The sequence below is a fragment of the Fibrisoma limi BUZ 3 genome, assembly GCF_000296815.2.
Classification (GTDB): Bacteria; Bacteroidota; Bacteroidia; order Cytophagales; family Spirosomataceae; genus Fibrisoma; species Fibrisoma limi.
Map to the genome: position 1 here is coordinate 1,770,091 of NZ_CAIT01000009.1, position 17,410 is coordinate 1,787,500.

14 protein-coding genes, 2 tRNA genes and 2 rRNA genes (1 of these 18 cut by a window edge) are annotated in these 17,410 nt (G+C 49.2%); 5 read left to right on the forward strand and 13 right to left on the reverse strand.

Annotation, left to right across the window (positions count from 1 at the left end; translation table 11 throughout):
• Positions 1 to 49: 49 nt before the first annotated feature.
• A complete protein-coding gene (gene gldB, locus BN8_RS27120) occupies positions 50 to 1,042 on the reverse strand; it encodes a gliding motility lipoprotein GldB (protein ID WP_009285152.1) in 993 nt (330 codons plus the stop codon).
• 39 nt (positions 1,043 to 1,081) lie between these two features.
• Between gldB and BN8_RS27125 the strand changes: the two genes are divergently transcribed.
• Entirely contained in the window at positions 1,082 to 1,987 is a 906-nt protein-coding gene (locus tag BN8_RS27125) for an outer membrane beta-barrel protein (protein ID WP_009285153.1), read from the forward strand.
• Between the two features lie 41 nt (positions 1,988 to 2,028).
• Here the strand turns inward: BN8_RS27125 and hisF are convergent, their stop codons facing one another.
• The 6 genes from hisF to BN8_RS27155 form a co-directional block, all read right to left on the reverse strand.
• On the reverse strand, positions 2,029 to 2,790 hold the full coding sequence (gene hisF, locus BN8_RS27130) for an imidazole glycerol phosphate synthase subunit HisF (RefSeq protein ID WP_009285154.1): 762 nt from the start codon (positions 2,788 to 2,790) through the stop codon (positions 2,029 to 2,031).
• Between the two features lies 1 nt (position 2,791).
• Positions 2,792 to 3,214 (reverse strand): GNAT family N-acetyltransferase, encoded by a 423-nt coding sequence (locus BN8_RS27135; RefSeq protein WP_009285155.1) that lies wholly within the window; start codon positions 3,212 to 3,214, stop codon positions 2,792 to 2,794.
• A 141-nt stretch (positions 3,215 to 3,355) separates the two neighbouring features.
• A complete protein-coding gene (hisA, locus tag BN8_RS27140) occupies positions 3,356 to 4,078 on the reverse strand; it encodes a 1-(5-phosphoribosyl)-5-[(5-phosphoribosylamino)methylideneamino]imidazole-4-carboxamide isomerase (protein ID WP_009285156.1) in 723 nt (240 codons plus the stop codon).
• 88 nt (positions 4,079 to 4,166) lie between these two features.
• Positions 4,167 to 4,757 carry an imidazole glycerol phosphate synthase subunit HisH gene (hisH, locus tag BN8_RS27145; protein WP_009285157.1) on the reverse strand — a complete coding sequence of 197 codons (591 nt, stop codon included), beginning with the start codon at positions 4,755 to 4,757 and terminating at the stop codon, positions 4,167 to 4,169.
• A gap of 545 nt (positions 4,758 to 5,302) precedes the next feature.
• Complete coding sequence (locus BN8_RS27150; protein WP_040006586.1) at positions 5,303 to 5,536, reverse strand: DUF433 domain-containing protein; 234 nt, start codon at positions 5,534 to 5,536, stop codon at positions 5,303 to 5,305.
• A 13-nt stretch (positions 5,537 to 5,549) separates the two neighbouring features.
• Positions 5,550 to 6,476 (reverse strand): DUF72 domain-containing protein, encoded by a 927-nt coding sequence (locus BN8_RS27155; protein ID WP_009285158.1) that lies wholly within the window; start codon positions 6,474 to 6,476, stop codon positions 5,550 to 5,552.
• Between the two features lie 202 nt (positions 6,477 to 6,678).
• On the opposite strand from BN8_RS27155, the gene BN8_RS27160 reads away from it, so the two are divergent.
• Both BN8_RS27160 and BN8_RS27165 read left to right on the forward strand, forming a co-directional pair.
• Entirely contained in the window at positions 6,679 to 9,384 is a 2,706-nt protein-coding gene (locus BN8_RS27160; protein WP_009285159.1) for a valine--tRNA ligase, read from the forward strand.
• Between the two features lie 148 nt (positions 9,385 to 9,532).
• The gene (locus BN8_RS27165; RefSeq protein WP_009285160.1) at positions 9,533 to 10,087 is read left to right on the forward strand and encodes a D-glycero-alpha-D-manno-heptose-1,7-bisphosphate 7-phosphatase; all 555 of its coding nucleotides are present in this window, start codon (positions 9,533 to 9,535) and stop codon (positions 10,085 to 10,087) included.
• A 36-nt stretch (positions 10,088 to 10,123) separates the two neighbouring features.
• Here the strand turns inward: BN8_RS27165 and BN8_RS33785 are convergent, their stop codons facing one another.
• Positions 10,124 to 10,249: a hypothetical protein gene (locus BN8_RS33785; protein ID WP_009285161.1), complete on the reverse strand. Its 126-nt coding sequence runs from the start codon at positions 10,247 to 10,249 to the stop codon at positions 10,124 to 10,126.
• A 77-nt stretch (positions 10,250 to 10,326) separates the two neighbouring features.
• Positions 10,327 to 11,805 carry a type III PLP-dependent enzyme domain-containing protein gene (locus BN8_RS27170; protein ID WP_009285162.1) on the reverse strand — a complete coding sequence of 493 codons (1,479 nt, stop codon included), beginning with the start codon at positions 11,803 to 11,805 and terminating at the stop codon, positions 10,327 to 10,329.
• 277 nt (positions 11,806 to 12,082) lie between these two features.
• Here BN8_RS27170 and BN8_RS27175 point away from each other — a divergent pair, with 277 nt between their 5' ends.
• Both BN8_RS27175 and BN8_RS27180 read left to right on the forward strand, forming a co-directional pair.
• Positions 12,083 to 13,468, forward strand: coding sequence for a UDP-N-acetylmuramate--L-alanine ligase (locus BN8_RS27175; protein ID WP_009285163.1), 1,386 nt, complete (start codon positions 12,083 to 12,085; stop codon positions 13,466 to 13,468).
• 34 nt (positions 13,469 to 13,502) lie between these two features.
• A complete protein-coding gene (locus BN8_RS27180) occupies positions 13,503 to 14,054 on the forward strand; it encodes an LOG family protein (RefSeq protein ID WP_040006587.1) in 552 nt (183 codons plus the stop codon).
• 47 nt (positions 14,055 to 14,101) lie between these two features.
• On the opposite strand, the gene rrf is transcribed toward BN8_RS27180, so the two are convergent.
• The 4 genes from rrf to BN8_RS27200 form a co-directional block, all read right to left on the reverse strand.
• A 5S ribosomal RNA gene (rrf, locus tag BN8_RS27185) occupies positions 14,102 to 14,213 on the reverse strand.
• 145 nt (positions 14,214 to 14,358) lie between these two features.
• A 23S ribosomal RNA gene (locus BN8_RS27190) occupies positions 14,359 to 17,189 on the reverse strand.
• A gap of 112 nt (positions 17,190 to 17,301) precedes the next feature.
• Positions 17,302 to 17,375: transfer RNA gene (locus tag BN8_RS27195), tRNA-Ala, on the reverse strand.
• Positions 17,376 to 17,380: 5 nt separating this feature from the next.
• Positions 17,381 to 17,410 (reverse strand) — tRNA-Ile (locus BN8_RS27200) (it continues 44 nt past the right edge of the window).

The window sequence follows — 17,410 nt, forward strand, 5'->3', positions numbered from 1 at the left end:
CTGCGTTTATACCAATCAGTTACAGTGTCGCTGTTCCGGCAAGTTTATTTTATTCTTCTTCTATTTGTCCTTTGTAACCTGACTGCTGAAAAATCTGCCGGGCATCGGCGTTCGCCATTAACTCCTGGATAGACACGTTAGAATTTTCATCGTAGTAGCGGCTGACGATTCGCCACCCCACCCAACGGGCAATAGCTCCCGGAGCCCTGGGGCCGATCTCGGCCGTAAACGGACGCTCGTTCAAATATCGCTGTTTTACGGCAGGATTAGTCTGATACAGTAACTGATTATCAATAAAATGCGCCCAAACCAGATCCTGCGCGTTATACGTTTCCGTCAATTGCTGATCCGTATACCCGATGATGAAGCTATTATCTACTTCGGGCAGCATAGTCTTGGTGAAAACGTACCCTTTCCCGTAGTAAATCATATCGGCCAGTAAGGTCTGATCGGCGGGATTAGTGGCGTTGTATTTGTCGGATAAAGCAAACACAACTGCCGGTACGATATAGTTCTTTTGATAACGACGCAGGATATACTGTGGGAAATTTGGTCCCTGTGGACGATATTTAGCTTTAGGTCCAGCGAAATAGTCGAGTGCAATGACGACCAGACTATCCGACACTAATAAATCCGTGCCGAGAAACCCCGACATAACCGTAACAACCCTGGGTGACCGAAAATCCGGAAAATCTTTCCTGATGTTGGTGAAGGCTTCGGACAACTGCTCTTTCAGGTCTGCCAAGTCGTCAAACTCGGATTGCACCTGCTGGTACAATACGTTCAGCTCCGGGTCGTTAACACGGGTGTATAATTCATTCACCAGGGCGGTATCACTACCTGCTCCGTTCGCGTTAAAATACAATTGGGCTATGCTCGGATTCTGGTTAAGAAAATTTCGAATACTATCTCTTGACTTGCCGGAAAATAGCCGCTGATCCAACCGCTGAATAGCAACTTCTTCGCGTTTTGTACACGAAACCACGGAGATTAAACCTATAAGCAGAAAGATAGTCCAAGCGAGGACCGTTCGGATTTGCATGAAATCGACCAGTTTTCTTTATTGAAAACGTACAAAATTATGAAAAAAGTTGCAGGGATTCTCCTGATTCTGGCCCTATTAACCGGTTCGGCTGGCTGGGCTCAAAGCATTGCTTCCCAACCTAAAACGTATAAACCTAAGTTTCGTACATCGAAAGAAGCTGACCGGCGTTTCAAGGCAATCCTGGGCGATGACTACAACGAACGGAGACGAAACGATGACGACGATAACAGCCGGGCGTACAATGATGAAATAAAACGCAGAAAACGTCGGCGCACAACCGAGCAGTCGAACGATGAAACCTATCCTGATTACGAACGGCCCAGCCACCTGATCGAAATGGGTATCCGGTTTGCACCATCACTCAATATCAACACGGCCCAGGGAACCGGTACCTACGCCGGCTTCAAGGACAATGGTATGGGCGTTCGATTGAGCGTTGGGCCGACGCTGGATTATTTTTTCTTTAAAGACCGCTACGCTTTCAGCTCGGGTTTATGGTACACCATCAAACGCTCGGGCTTTCAGATGCCCGGTTCGTATGGACTTCCCCGTTGGACACCCGGCGCTCCAGGCAAACAATCTATTTACAACTTGCAGTATGTACAGGTACCGGCTACTGTAAAGATGTTTGCTAACAACATTGCTCCGAACGTCCGCCTGTATGTCCAGACTGGTGGACTTCTCAGTTTCAAACTGGCCGAAAAAGCCCTTGACCAGGAACGCAACGGGTTGTACCAGGCCGAAAGCGGTGGCGACCGCCGACAATACAGCTATGGCGATGTTGAGTTACTGCTTGGTACTGGCGTTCAGTATAAAATCAATACTGTTAATGCCTTCAACTTTGGTGTCAGTTATCAACGGGGGTTGTTAGACGTAGCGCGTGGCAGTCAGTTAACCTCGAAAAGCCGGGTCGTTTCGGTCGATCTGGGATTTAAGTTTTAACATAAACAGCCCGCTACGGTTAGTGGGCTGTTTACGCCGGGTTATAATGTCATTCGCACTTCTATTCCCTTGCTTTGCAAGTACCCCTTCAGCGCCGGAATATCAATCTCTTTGAAGTGAAAGATACTGGCGGCCAATCCTGCGTCTGCTTTTCCGGTAGTAAACACATCTACGAAGTGTTCCATCGATCCGGCCCCGCCCGACGCAATAACGGGAATATTAGCCGCACCTGATACCTGGGCGGTCAGTTCGAGAGCAAAGCCCGCTTTCGTGCCATCGGTGTCCATCGATGTCAACAGGATTTCGCCGGCTCCCCGGTTTTCTACTTCCTTGGCCCAGGTCAGTGTGCGTAATTCGGTGGGCTTCCGGCCCCCGTGGGTGTGGACAATATGCTCGCCATCAACGTAGCGGGTATCTATCGCCACCACAACGCACTGACTTCCAAACTCCAATGCCAGCTCGTCAATTAAGGCGGGATTCCGTACAGCCGAGGAATTGATCGATACTTTATCGGCCCCGGCGTTTAAGAGAGCAGATACGTCTGCCTTGGACGAAATGCCGCCCCCAACCGTAAACGGTATATTGACCGCATGCGCTACGTTACGAACCAGCTCAATGAGTGTCTTACGTTCGTCGACGGTTGCCGTAATGTCGAGAAAAACCAGTTCGTCGGCTCCCTGCTGCGCGTATATGGCTCCCAGTTCGACGGGATCACCAGCGTCGCGGAGATTAACAAAATTTGTCCCTTTCACTGTCCGCCCGTCTTTAATATCGAGGCAGGGTATGATTCGTTTAGTTAGCATATCAATACGTCTCGATCAACTTCTTGTGCATAAAAATTTCGGGTGTATCAAGGACTTTAAATCCGAACTGCTCATACAACGTATGTGCATCCCGCGTAGCCAGTATCCATCGACGTAGCCCCTGGAGCGTTGGCCAGGCCGAAATTGTTTCCATCAACTGCTTCGACAGCCCCTTCCCCCGGTGTTCGGACAGGATGAATACATCAGCCAGGTAAGCGAACGTTGCTTCATCAGTTATAACCCGGGCAAATCCCACTTGCTGACCGTCCAGATAAACCCCAAAACACAACGACCCCTTGATGGAGCGCTCAACAATTTCGCGAGGGATGTTCGCAGCCCAGTACGACTCCTGGCTTAAAAACTGGTGGATGAGTGTTACGTCTAATTTCGTTTTATCCGTACTAATGGTGTAGCCGCCTGTCATTGTTATCGCTTCTCCAGGTTCTCAGTTATAAAAATGGAGTTTAGTTCATCTAAAATCCCAACTATGTTTTCCTGTTCTTTGCTCTGTGGATAATGGTCAAGGAAAGAGCTAGTAAGAGCAGCCTCCACTCCATAATCTTACTCAGCCATTATTAATAACGGACAGGTCTTTTAAGGCAATTCGACCTTCGTAAATCGCCTTACCGACAATAACGCCGTATAATTTCATATCGGCTAGGGTTTCGATATCGCTCATTCCGCTTACTCCCCCGCTGGCGATAATATTAAGATCCGGGAAACGGTCCTGCAAATTGCGATAGAGTTCAAACGATGGACCCTGTAGCAAACCGTCCTTCGCTACGTCGGTGCTAATCACATACTTAACACCTTTATCCACATAGTTTTCCACAAAGTCGTATATCCACACAGCGGTTGATTCTTCCCAACCGCTGACAGCAATCTTCTCGTTTTTAGCGTCGGCCCCCAGTATAATCGCTTCCGAGCCGTATCGCGACAGCCACCGCTCAAATACATCCGGCTGCTTTACGGAAATACTGCCGCCCGTTACCTGCCTGGCACCACATTCGAACACGACACGCAAATCATCGTCGGACTGAACACCTCCACCAAAATCGATGTGCAGGCGAGTTTTGGAAGCAATTAACTCCAGAACTTTCCAATTGACCACGCGCTTCTCTTTTGCGCCGTCGAGGTCGACCAGGTGCAGGCGGGTCAGACCGGCGTCTTCAAACTGCTGGGCCACCTCAAGCGGACGGGCGTTATATTCTTTCTTCTGGCTGTAGTCGCCCTGTGTCAGACGAACGGCCTTGCCTTCGATAAGGTCAATAGCTGGGATGATATGCATGTTTTTTTGAACCGCAACGGCGCAAAGAATACGCAAAGAGCACAAAGAAATACTTAGCGATCTTGGCGAATCCTTTGCGCCGTTGCGGTTAAGAAAGTTTCAAAAAATTCTCCAGAATTCGCTGCCCTACATTTCCGCTGATTTCGGCGTGGAACTGAGCCGCATAGAAATTATCCTTCTGCAACATGGCGCTGAACGGCCGGACGTATTCACAGACAGCCGTTGTCTCAGCGCAAACATCCGCACCATAACTATGAACGAAGTAAACGTACGCATTTTCGGGTAAGCCTTCCGTTAGCGGCCCACTCAGGCTATGGATGCTGTTCCAGCCCGTGTGCGGCACTTTAAACCCAGGCTGGCTGGGAAACCTCCGAACGTCGATGTCAAAGATTCCCATGCAGGTGGTATCATTTTCCTCCGAATGGCGGCACATCAGTTGCATACCGACGCACGTACCCAGTACCGGTTGTTTGAGCGTTGGAATAAGTTTATCCAGGCCTTTCTGACGCAGGTATGCCATTGCCGTACTAGCCTCGCCCACACCGGGAAAGATAACTTTATCGGCTGAACGGATTTCGGCTTCGTCGTCGGTGAGCAGGTAGCTCGCACCTAACCGATCCAGGGCGTACATAACGGATTGTACGTTGCCCGCGTTGTACTTGATAATGACAGTTTTCATGACGGTCCGACGTATCGGTAAATAAAAAGCCCGGCTCGTCAGCAGAACCGGGCTTGGTGTATCGTGAGTAACGTATTGCTCGTCTATATCCACAAAAACAGGCCACCGCTCTGCCGTTAGCTAACGACTGAATGATGATGCCGGTGCGTGTTGTTTGTGGAATTCATGGGGCAAAGGTAACTGACTAGTCAGAAAGCAACAAATTAGATGGTCTTCATCTATGAATCAATTCGCCTAATTCTAATTTTTTGAACTGTAACCGTAGTAAAATACCCAACCAGATCCATAAGTCGTTCAGACAATAACTTCACCAGCACTGCCTTTATGAGTACTGTCCCTTTGAAATGGTAGCGCAGAAATATAATACTGATGTCATTGATATGATGCGCAAATACCCATTCGCCAAAATCTTTGTCTCTTTTAAAATAATGCGGTATGGATTTCGGGATGATTCTATCACTTCTTCATCTCTGATACCTCGGTTGCCCTCATAAACCGAGTACACTTCAATGCATAGCTCTCGAATCGCAGTAATAAGGCGATGATCATGCTGCATTCAACATGATCACTTCTTCATTTGCCAAGATATCAGAAGCATACATCAAGGCAGCCATTATGTCTGCTTCCTCCAAATGTGGATACATCGCTAACAAATCGGCCGATGTAGCGCCTTCGGACATTTTTCGCAAAAGTAATTCGACCGTTATCCGGGTACCTTTAACTACGGGTTTGCCCAGCATTATCTGATAGTCAGCAACGATCCGATCTCTGTAGTTCATATTGCAATATAGCTCAAAACAAACTTCCCTGCACCACCTTTGGCTGCAACACAGGTTCCTTGAGACTCAGACCACAATGCTTATTCAACTCGCGAACCCAGTACAGAATCAGCTCGGGGGCCGTATCATTTTCCGCCCCGCCGTGGATAAACAGATAAGCCGTTTGCAAGCCCTTCTCGAACCACGATTTTAACCGCTGCACCCAGGCATCCGCGCGAGAATAGTCGGTTGGATGGCCTTCGTTGGCGATAAACCGTAATGTTAATGTAGGACTGCTCAAGCCCATGTGCAACACATCCCGCCGACCGGCTACGTCGGTATTTACTACGTGTCGGTGCAAGGCATGTAATCCTTCGAGCGTCCGCTGCCAGGTCTCAGCTTTACGGAACCAATCCGGATGACGGAACTCAACGGCCACATCCAGATCATCCGGCAAGCTCTTGAGATACGTTTCCAACACAGACCACTTATCCGGTCCGAACGAAGGCGGCAGCTGCAGAAACGCCATACCCAGAAACTCTTCCAGCGACAACACCGCGTTAATGAACTCTTCGGTCAACGACTCAGCACCTTGCAGCATCCGCTCGTGACTGATAGCCTGCGGAAACTTGGGGCAGTACGTAAAACCCGGCTTGGCTGACGATCCGGCGGCTTCCTGCTTCCATTTCTCAATCATAGCAGGCGTCGGAATCTGATAATGCGTCAGGTTCAGTTCAATCGTATTAAACTGGCGCGTATAGTAGTGCAGATAATCCTTCTCCCTGGCGTTAGACGGATAAATCTTACCGACGTAGTCTTTATTCGCCCAGATCGGCCCACCGATGTATACCTCCGGATGCGCCGTTTGGTCTAAACCAGCCCACACCCGAGCGTTAAAAGCCGGACCGGGCGGTAAGGCAAAATTGACCGTATCTAAATGGGTAGTTTTTCCAAAGTCCATGACCGTATTTGATGAAGTATAGCAATAAGACTAAAACTGTGCAAAACAGCCATTCGTTTTCGCACCGACTCCGAATTAACTAATTTTGCAGGACAATAAAAACTGAGCGTCCTCTGCGTAGCCTTTGTGTTCTTTGCGTTTACATTTTCCTTATTGCAAAGAGCGTACTGTCTTATCGCAAAGAGCGAAAAGAAACGAGCGCATGATTTCAAAGACGTACAACCCGAAAGATATTGAAGAGAAATGGTATCAATATTGGCTTGATAACCATTTCTTTAAGTCGATGCCCCCAACGGACGTTGCCGATAAACGCGAGCCGTACACAATCGTCATTCCACCACCGAACGTAACGGGTGTGCTGCACATGGGCCACATGCTGAACAACACGATCCAGGACGTACTGATTCGTAAGGCCCGGATGGAAGGCAAGAACGCCTGCTGGGTGCCTGGAACCGACCACGCGTCTATCGCAACGGAAGCTAAGGTGGTGGCCATGCTAAAGGAACAAGGGATAGACAAGCGCGAGATCGGCCGGGAGAAATTTTTGGAGTATGCCTGGGAGTGGACGCATAAATACGGTGGCATCATCCTGCAACAACTTCGCAAACTCGGCGCATCCTGCGACTGGGACCGTACGCGCTTTACGATGGAGCCGGCCTTGTACGAGTCGGTAATTGACGTTTTTGTCGACTTGTACGAAAAAGGTCAAATCTACCGTGGCATCCGCATGGTGAACTGGGACCCGCAGGGCCGTACCGCCGTATCCGACGAAGAAGTAATAACGAAAGAAGTCCAGCAGAAGCTGTGCTATATCCGGTATGAAGTAAAAGGAGGAGAGGAGGAAAGGGAGAAAGGACCGGTTAATTCCCCTTCGTCCCCCTCCTCCCTTTCCTCCTCTTCTCCCTCCTATATCACCATCGCCACGGTTCGGCCGGAAACAATTATGGCTGATACGGCCATTGCGGTAAACCCCAACGACGAGCGATATAAGCACCTGCACGGTAAGAAAGCGCTGATTCCGCTCATTAATCGTGAGATTCCAATTATTACGGACGACTACGTAACGATGGATTTTGGAACGGGATGTCTGAAGGTTACCCCTGCCCACGACCCAAATGACTACGCTCTTGGCCTGAAGCATAATCTGCCCGTTATCGATATTCTCAACGAAGACGGTAGCCTTAACGAGAAGGCACAGATATTCGTCGGTATGGATCGCTTTGCCGCGCGGAAAGCCATTATAAAAGAACTGGAAGAAACGGGGGATTTGGTCAAAGCAGAAGACTACAAGTCAAACGTTGGTTTTTCAGAGCGGACAAACGCGGTCATCGAGCCGAGGGTTTCGTTGCAGTGGTTCCTGAAAATGGACCAATTGGCGAAGCCCGCGTTCGAGAACGTTATGAACGACACTGTTCAACTGCATCCGGCTAAGTTTAAAAATATGTACCGGTCGTGGATGGAAAACCCTCACGATTGGAACATCAGCCGACAGCTTTGGTGGGGGCACCAGATTCCAGCTTTCTACATGAAAGACGGTACCGTCATTGTTGCTAAAAACAAGCGGGAAGCTCTCCGCAAGGCGCAGCGTGAGTATCAGCTATTTGCCCTGACTGAAGCCGATCTGACGCAAGACGAGGATGTACTGGATACATGGTTCTCGTCGTGGTTGTGGCCAATTTCCGTGTTTGACGGCATCCGAAATCCCGACAACCCGGAAATCAAGTATTACTATCCAACGAACACACTCGTAACAGGCTTTGACATTATCTTCTTCTGGGTTGCCCGGATGATTATTGCTGGTTACGAGTTCCGGGGTCAGAAGCCGTTTCATGACGTTTATTTCACTGGAATGGTACGCGACAAGTTGGGGCGTAAGATGTCGAAACAGCTTGGCAATTCACCTGATCCACTTGATCTTATCGAGAAGTACGGAGCCGATGGCGTTCGGACGGGCATGTTGTTTAGTTCAGCCGCTGGTAATGACCTTCTGTTCGACGAGAAGCTGTGTGAACAAGGTCGAAACTTTAATAATAAGGTTTGGAATGCATTCCGGCTGGTAAAAGGCTGGCAGGTGCATAATAAGCCGTCTGAGCACTCTGGAAACGCCCTGGCCGTTAACTGGTTCGAATCAAAACTAAATCAGACGCTGGCCGAGGTTAACGACCATTTCAGCAAGTATCGCATCTCTGACGCTTTGCAGAGTCTCTACAAGCTGATCTGGGATGATTTCTGCTCGCAGTATCTGGAAATGATCAAGCCGGGCTTTGAGCAGCCGATTGACCAGTCCACATACGACGCCACGATTAATTTCTTCGAACGTTTGATGTGTTTGGCACATCCGTTTATGCCATTCATTACGGAGGAAATATGGCAGGATATCCGCGAACGCCAGGCAGGTGCGAGCATTTGCGTTACCGCCTTCCCAAAAGTTGGCTCAATTGATTCAAACCTGTTAGCTGACTTCGAGCTGCTGTTTGAGGTAGTCACCAGCGTACGAAACATCCGGAACAGCAAGCAAATTGCCCCGAAGGTTGAGCTACCTTTATCGATCAAAACAAGTACGCCAGAGCGGTTTAGAACGCTTGAACCGTTGTTGTATAAAATGGCGACGTTGTCGTCAGTCGGTTATGTTGAGGACAAAACTGACGGGATAGCTTTCGTTATCAAGGGCGACGAGTTCTTCGTGAACATTGCGGGTGAGATTGATCAGGAGCAGGAGTTAGCCAATGCTCAGAAAGAACTGGAATACACCACTGGCTTCCGCGATTCTGTGTTGAAGAAGCTATCAAACGAAAAATTTGTTGCCAACGCGAAGCCTGATGTAGTCGAACGCGAGCGTCAAAAGCTGGCTGACGCAGAAGCAAAGATTAAGGCGCTTGAGCAGCAGTTACTTGACGCATCGAATTAAATCCGCTAAAGAATAGGAAACAAAAGCCGGTTGTCATACCGGCTTTTGTTTCCTATTCTTTACTTTACAAAAACATAATTCTGTTTTTACTTCAAAATATTAACAGAAAAATATTATTTTTACAGCTCATACCATACACTTCCTTCAAATGAACAAGTGTGTCTTCTTAGATCGCGATGGCGTACTGAATGAAGACCGGGTAGATTATGTCTACCGGATCGAAGACTTTATTATACCCAAAGGCGTGCCGGAAGGCTTGCGTATGTTAAAAGACGCCGGTTACTTATTGATTGTTATCACTAATCAGGCGGGGATCGCCAAAGGTCTGTATACACGCGAGGACGTACTGAAATGCTACCAATACCTACAGGAAAAATGTAATAACGTCCTGGACGATATCTACTTCAGCCCACATCACCCTGACTACGATACCCGTTCGTTAACCAGAAAGCCCGAATCATTGCTGCTGGAGAAAGCCATTGCTAAATACAACATCAATCCCTTTGACTCCTGGATGGTCGGAGATGCCTCGCGTGATATTCTGGCTGGCAAACGAGTTGGTGTCAGAACGGTTCAGATTACACATTCCAGAACGCCGGCAACAAACAGTGATGGTTACGCGTCCAATCTCCTCGAAGCATCGCAACTGCTGCTGAATTTTCAGCCTAACTACAAAAGCCAACAACCGTTAGTCGAAAACTAACCATTGTCAGCTTAAGCAACTTAGAGTGGTGAAATTTTAGGCGCGAACCTGTGCCGGAGCAGGTTTCTGAACACTACCATACGCCGGACAAGTCGCCTTTCGATTGCAGGCACCCATGAACAACGTAGCACACAACGATCCGATAATGAATAGCTTTTTCATAGAAACAAATATAGGCCTGGCCTTTATTATAAACGAATGGCGAGCCGTTTACTGATACATAGCCAGGCCTTTAGTTATTAATTTTCTTCTTTTATTAACTCTTCCTCACGCTCCTCGGCTGCTTCGGTCGCTGCATCCAGTTCAGTTGGCCCCGGTTCGGCACCACCATAGCCGAGAATCTTTAACATCACTTCACTATTCTGCTCCGGAGCAAACAGGCGCGTCCGCAAATTACCATCTTCATCCTTATCCACAATAACGTGCTGAGGTGCCGGGATCAGGCAGTGTTGAATCCCGCCATAACCACCCAGCGACTCCTGATAAGCACCCGTATGGAATAAACCTACGTATTGCTCTTCGGCATCCTGATCAAAGATCGGCAGGTACAAATCGGCGCTGTGAGCTTCGGTATTATAGAAGTCATGGGAGTCGCAGGTTAACCCACCCAGGTTAACTTTTTGGTACGGATTATCCCAATTATTTACCGACAGCATGATGTACTTCTGGCCCAGCCCCCAGGCATCCGGAAGCTGCGTAATAAACGACCCGTCGATCATGTACCATAGCTCTTTGTCGTTTTGCAGTTTCTGATCAATCACCCGGTAGATCACTGCTCCACTTTCACCAACCGTATAACTACCAAATTCTGTAAAGATATGCGGAACCGGTACGTTGTTCTTATTACAGATCCACTGGATACTTTCCACAATCTGGTCAATCATGGCCTGGTAGTCATAATTGAACTGGAACGACGTCTGAATTGGCAGCCCACCTCCGATATCGATAGAATCCAGATCCGGGCACATCTTGCGCAATTCGCAGTACTTATACATGAACCGACTCAACTCGCTCCAGTAGTAAGCGCTGTCTTTAATACCCGTATTGATGAAGAAGTGCAGCATCTTCAGCTTAAACCGATCGCTATTCTGGATTTTAGTACGATACAGTTCATTGACATCGCTGTACCGAATACCCAGACGGGACGTATAGAACGCAAAGTTCGGTTCTTCATCGGTTGCAATCCGTATACCCAGATTTACGGTTTCGGCCGTTACGTTCCCCTCATAAGCCTCAATCTCCTTGAGATGATCGAGGACCGGTACTACGTTATAACCCTCATTAATCAGTTCACTGATGTACTGAGTGTACAACGGGCGCTTATACCCGTTGCAGATGATATACGTACTTTTTGAAATTTTCCCCAGCTTGTACAACTCCCGAATTATCGGGATATCATATGCCGACGATGTTTCTAAGTGAATGTTGTTCTTCAGTGCCTCTTCGAGCACAAACCGAAAGTGGGATGACTTCGTACAATAGCAATACGTGTACGTGCCTTTATAGTTATACCGCTTCATGGCATTCTTGAACAGCAGCTTTGCATGCTCAATATGCTCAGTAATCTTCGGTAAATACGTCAGTTTAAGCGGTGTACCGTACTGCTTGACAATGTCCATCAGAGGGACATTGTTGAACAACAATTGATTGTTCTCTACATTGAACTCCCGGGTCGGAAATTCAAACGTTTGATCAATAAGGTCATAATAAGTCTTCATCCCTTCGTTCGGCGCATAAAATTAGGCGGTCCGCCGTAGCGGTTGTGGTCCAGAGAAAAACACGCGAAAATGGGGCAAAAAATGGGGTTTCCCAAGTTTCTTTATCTCGCAGAATAGAAAACGTAATAGCAAAGGGTTTGATTCTTTTTTACGCAAAAATTTACCCACATTTAACATACCTGTTCAGGGGTTCTTCCCTTATGCTGGCCATAGGATACCAATCTTCGGCAAACTCGTAAGAACCGCTAATTTTGTTTTTTCACTGACCATTGCGTTAATGATATCCAAAGCCATTCATTTTATATCGATAGGCGGAAGCGCCATGCACAACTTAGCCCTTGCCCTTCATCAACAAGGCTACTTTGTTACCGGATCTGACGACGAAATCTACGAGCCTTCGCGCACTCGTTTAGAGCAAGCCGGTTTATTACCAGCGCAGATTGGCTGGTTTCCTGACAAGATTCATGCTGCCTTAGATGCTGTCATTGTTGGTATGCACGCTCGTCGGGATAATCCTGAACTGATAAAGGCGCTTGAATTGGGGCTTCCTATCTTTTCGTACCCGGAATACATTTATCAACAAAGCCAGCATAAGCAACGAATTGTTATCGCTGGTAGTCATGGCAAGACAACCATTACGTCGATTATCCTCCACGTACTTAAATACCATAACAGGGAATTTGATTATTTAGTAGGTGCCCAGCTCGAAGGATTTCAGACAATGGCCCGACTTTCGACCGATGCGCCGATCATCATTATTGAGGGTGACGAATACGCGTCATCGCCTATTGATGCGAGTCCGAAATTTCTTCATTATAAACCGCACATTGCTCTGATTAGCGGCATCGCCTGGGATCATGTCAACATATATCCAACGTGGGACGAGTACGTTGATCAATTTGAATTTCTTGCTGAAGCTATGCCTAAAGCCGGTATCCTCGTATTCGATGAATCTGACGATATGCTGGATGTTATTGGGCAAAAGGAAAGAACGGATATTATAAAGATTCCTTATGATGCTCATCCCAGTGAGATAATTGACGGCAAAACGTACTTGCTGACAAAAAATGGGGGTAAGGTACCCGTTCTTCTGTTTGGAGAGCACAATATGAAAAACATTGCAGGTGCCATGGCCATATGTGACCGATTGGCCATAACTGAAGATCTTTTCTATGAGGCCATCAGCTCGTTTAAAGGTGCCGCCAAACGGCTGGAAAAGATTGTTGAAGAAGGTGATCGGATTCTCTTCAGAGATTATGCCCATGCCCCCTCAAAAGTCGAAGCATCCACTAAAGCAGTAAGACAGCAGTTCCCCGGCCGTAAATTATTAGCAGCCGTTGAGCTACATACATACAGTAGTCTCAACAAAACATTTCTCAGTCAATACGAAGGTTGTCTTGATGATGCTGATATTGCTGTCATTTACTTTGATTCACACACCCTAGCTGTTAAACAGTTGCCTCCTATTACAGTAGACGATGTAAAGCTGGCCTTTAAGCGACCTGACCTCCATGTATTCACCGATTCAGTCCAATTGCTTGAATTTTTAATATCGCAAACTTCAATCGCGGAAATCTTTCTGTTAATGAGCTCAGGAAATTTTGGTGGCTTGAGTCTGGAATCGATTGAAGAAAAACTGCTAGTACTCTCAGCGTCCAAATAACTCGGATCATTAATCACCTTTAAAACTAATTAAAGTGCACAGTATTGTTGTTTATTGCGGATCTAGTACTGGATCTAATCCTTTATATAAAGAACTTGCCGCCGAACTGGGAAAAGAACTTGCAGTCCGAAATATCAGATTAATCTATGGGGGCGGTGGCTTTGGCCTTATGGGCACAGTGGCCGACTCTGTTCTTAGTCATGGTGGTCAGGTAACGGGTGTAATTCCTAATTTTTTGGCCGAACTGGAAGTAGCTCATCAAACACTTTCAGAATTACATTTTGTTGAAACCATGCACGAACGGAAGTTTAAGATGGTCCAGTTAGCTAAAGGTGTCATTGCGCTCCCTGGTGGCTACGGAACTCTTGATGAACTGTTTGAAATTTTAGCCTGGCGGCAACTTAAAATATACGATGGTCCTATTGCTTTGATTAATAGCAACGGTTATTACGACTTATTACTTCAGCAGCTTGATCGTATGGTTGATGACGGTTTTTTGAAATCAGAGAATCGTGCGCTTTTGGTTGTTTCTGAGACCGTACCCGAAGCGTTGGAAGCAATCGGCAAGTTTTGGGAAGATCTATAAATGAGTAAAGCCGTCCTTTTGGGGACGGCTTCGACTCGCTTGACAAGAGGTGGCAGCTACCTACTCTCCCGGAAACGACTCCAGTACCATCGGCAGTGCGGGGCTTAACGGCTCTGTTCGGGATGGAAAGAGGTGCTCACCCGCCTTATGACCACCAGCCTCCTTGTGACTGGCGCCAGCCCCTAACCAGGACCAGCTTAGATCGTTGCAGCCTTCGACTCCAAAACACACCTTCGTGTCTTGGACAGCACAGAGAAAGACTTACCTAACGCAAGTAACGTAACAACGTATTGACTCGAATTTGACAGCTACACGTCCGGGCTCATTAGTACGGCTCAGCTCTAGGACTCTCACCCCCTGCACCTGCCGCCTATCAACGTGCTCGTCTCGCACAACCCTTTATACCGGAAGTCTCATCTTGGGGCCAGTTTCGCACTTAGATGCCTTCAGCGCTTATCTGATCCGCACGTAGCTACTCGGCCGTGCCACCGGCATGACAACCGATCCGCCAGCGGTGCGTCCATCCCGGTCCTCTCGTACTAAGGACAGATCCCCGCAAACTTCCTGCGCCCACCACAGATAGGGACCGAACTGTCTCACGACGTTCTGAACCCAGCTCGCGTGCCACTTTAATCGGCGAACAGCCGAACCCTTGGAACCTTCTCCAGCCCCAGGATGTGACGAGCCGACATCGAGGTGCCAAACCTCCCCGTCGATGTGAGCTCTTGGGGGAGATCAGCCTGTTATCCCCGGCGTACCTTTTATCCTTTGAGCGATGGCCCACCCATGCAGTACCACCGGATCACTATACCCTGCTTTCGCACCAGATCGGTCCGTCGACCTCACTGTCAAGCCCGCTTCTGCTATTGCACTCCCCAGCCGATTACCGTCCGGCCTGAGCGGACCTTGGGAAACCTCCGTTACCCTTTCGGAGGTGACCACCCCAGTCAAACTACCCACCAACCACTGTCCCCTCGCAGGTTAGACCACCAGTCAGCCAAGGGCGGTATTTCAAGGTCGGCTCCACGATGCCTGGCGACACCGCTTCACTGCCTCCCGCCTATCCTACACATGCCTGACCAGCGATCCATGATAAGCTGTAGTAAAGGTGCACGGGGTCTTTCCGTCCCGTGGCGGGTAAGCGGCATCTTCACCGCTACTACAATTTCACCGAACTCATGGTTGAGACAGTGCCCAGATCGTTACACCATTCGTGCAGGTCGGAACTTACCCGACAAGGAATTTCGCTACCTTAGGACCGTTATAGTTACGGCCGCCGTTTACTGGGGCTTCAGTTCAATGCCTCGGGTTGCCCCTAACATCCCCCCTTAACCTTCCAGCACCGGGCAGGTGTCAGACCCTATGCGTCATCTTGCGATTTGGCAGAGTCCTGTGTTTTTGGTAAACAGTCGCCTGGGCGTCTTCTCTGCAGCCTCCCACTCGCGTGGGTAGGCCCCCCTTCTCCCGAAGTTACAGGGTTATCTTGCCGAGTTCCTTAACCATGATTCTTTCGTCCACCTTAGATTATTCATCCCGGCTACCTGTGTCGGTGTACGGTACGGGTACCCATGCGCTTAACGCAGCCTCACTTTTCTTGGAAGCCCCTTCGCCACTTCGGTTCAGCCGTAGCCTCCCCTCAACGCCCCCTTCCGGCCGGACGTAGCAGCCCCGGCGCTCCGTCATGAGACGACCTGCATGGACAGTGCGGGACTATTAACCCGCTTGCCATCAGAGCCCGCCCTTCGGCTGCCCCTTAGGTCCCGACTAACCCTCCGATGACTACCATCGCGGAGGAAACCTTAGCCTTACGGTGTGGAGAGTTCTCGTCTCCATCTCGTTACTTATGCCTACATTTGCTTTTCCCTTCAGTCCAGCTCAGCTCGCGCCTGACCTTCACCCCAAAGGGAATGCTCTCCTACCACATCATGCTCATGCATGAGTCCACGGCTTCGGTGGTGTGCTTGATGCCCGTTTATTATCGACGCCCGCCCCGCTCGACCAGTGAGCTGTTACGCACTCTTTAAAGGAATAGCTGCTTCCAAGCTAACCTCCTGGCTGTTTCAGCAGCCGGACCGCCTTTGTTCAACTTAGCACACACTTGGGGACCTTAGCCGATGGTCTGGGTTGTTCCCCTCTCGGAACAGGACCTTAGCACCCTGCCCCTCACTGCCCGACACCCCCTGGCGCATTCGGAGTTCATCAGAAGTTGGTAGGATGTGACTCCCCCGCATCCTGTTGGTCGCTCTACCTCACCAGTGGTAACATCGAACGCTGTTCCTAAAAACATTTCGGAGAGTACGAGCTATTTCTCAGTTTGATTGGCCTTTCACCCCTACCCGCAGCTCATCCGGAAGCTTTTCAACGCTTATCGGTTCGGCCCTCCACGGGGTGTTACCCCCCCTTCAGCCTGGCCACGGGTAGATCACCAAGTTTCGCGTCTACCCCCACTGACTATGCGCCCTGTTCAGACTCGCTTTCGCTTCGACTTCGCGACTCCAGTCGCTTAATCTGGCCAGTGACGGTAACTCGTAGGCTCATTATGCAAAAGGCACGCCGTCACCCCCATCCAGGGGCTCCGACCGCTTGTAAGCGCCTGGTTTCAGGTTCTCTTTCACCCGGGTACTCCCCGTTCTTTTCACCTTTCCCTCACGGTACTCTGCCCTATCGGTCTTCTGGTCGTATTTAGCCTTGGCGGATGGTGCCGCCAGATTCAGAGGGGGTTCCTCCGGCCCCCCCTTACTCAGGATCCCCGACCCGGCAGCGCCCTGACCCGTACGGGACTCTCACCCTCTACGGTCGACCTTCCCAGATCGTTTCGGTTCGCTTGCTGCCTTGTTGTCAGGTCCTACAACCCCGACTGGGCCGTAACCCAGCCGGTTTGGGCTCCTCCCCGTTCGCTCGCCACTACTTGGGAAATCACGACTTGTTTTCTCTTCCTGCGGCTACTTAGATGTTTCAGTTCACCGCGTTTGCCCCCTCGAAAGGGTACTAGCTCTTCAAGCTAGTGGGTTGCCCCATTCGGACACGTGCGGATCAGCCCCTGCCAGCGGGTCCCCGCACCGTTTCGTCGCTTGCCACGTCCTTCCTCGCCACCAGAAGCCTAGGCATCCCCCAGACGCCCTTTATTTATGTGCTTGCCCTGTGATGACAAAATCACAAATTCTTGCTTACTCAGCACAGTCAGCCTCTCAGCCGCTGTCTGTCTTTCTCTGTACGTCAAAGAACTTATGAACCCGTATGGTTCATGTGGAGAATAACGGATTCGAACCGTTGACCCCCTGCTTGCAAAGCAGGTGCTCTAGCCAGCTGAGCTAATCCCCCAGTTGTGGGCCTGCGTGGACTCGAACCACGGACCT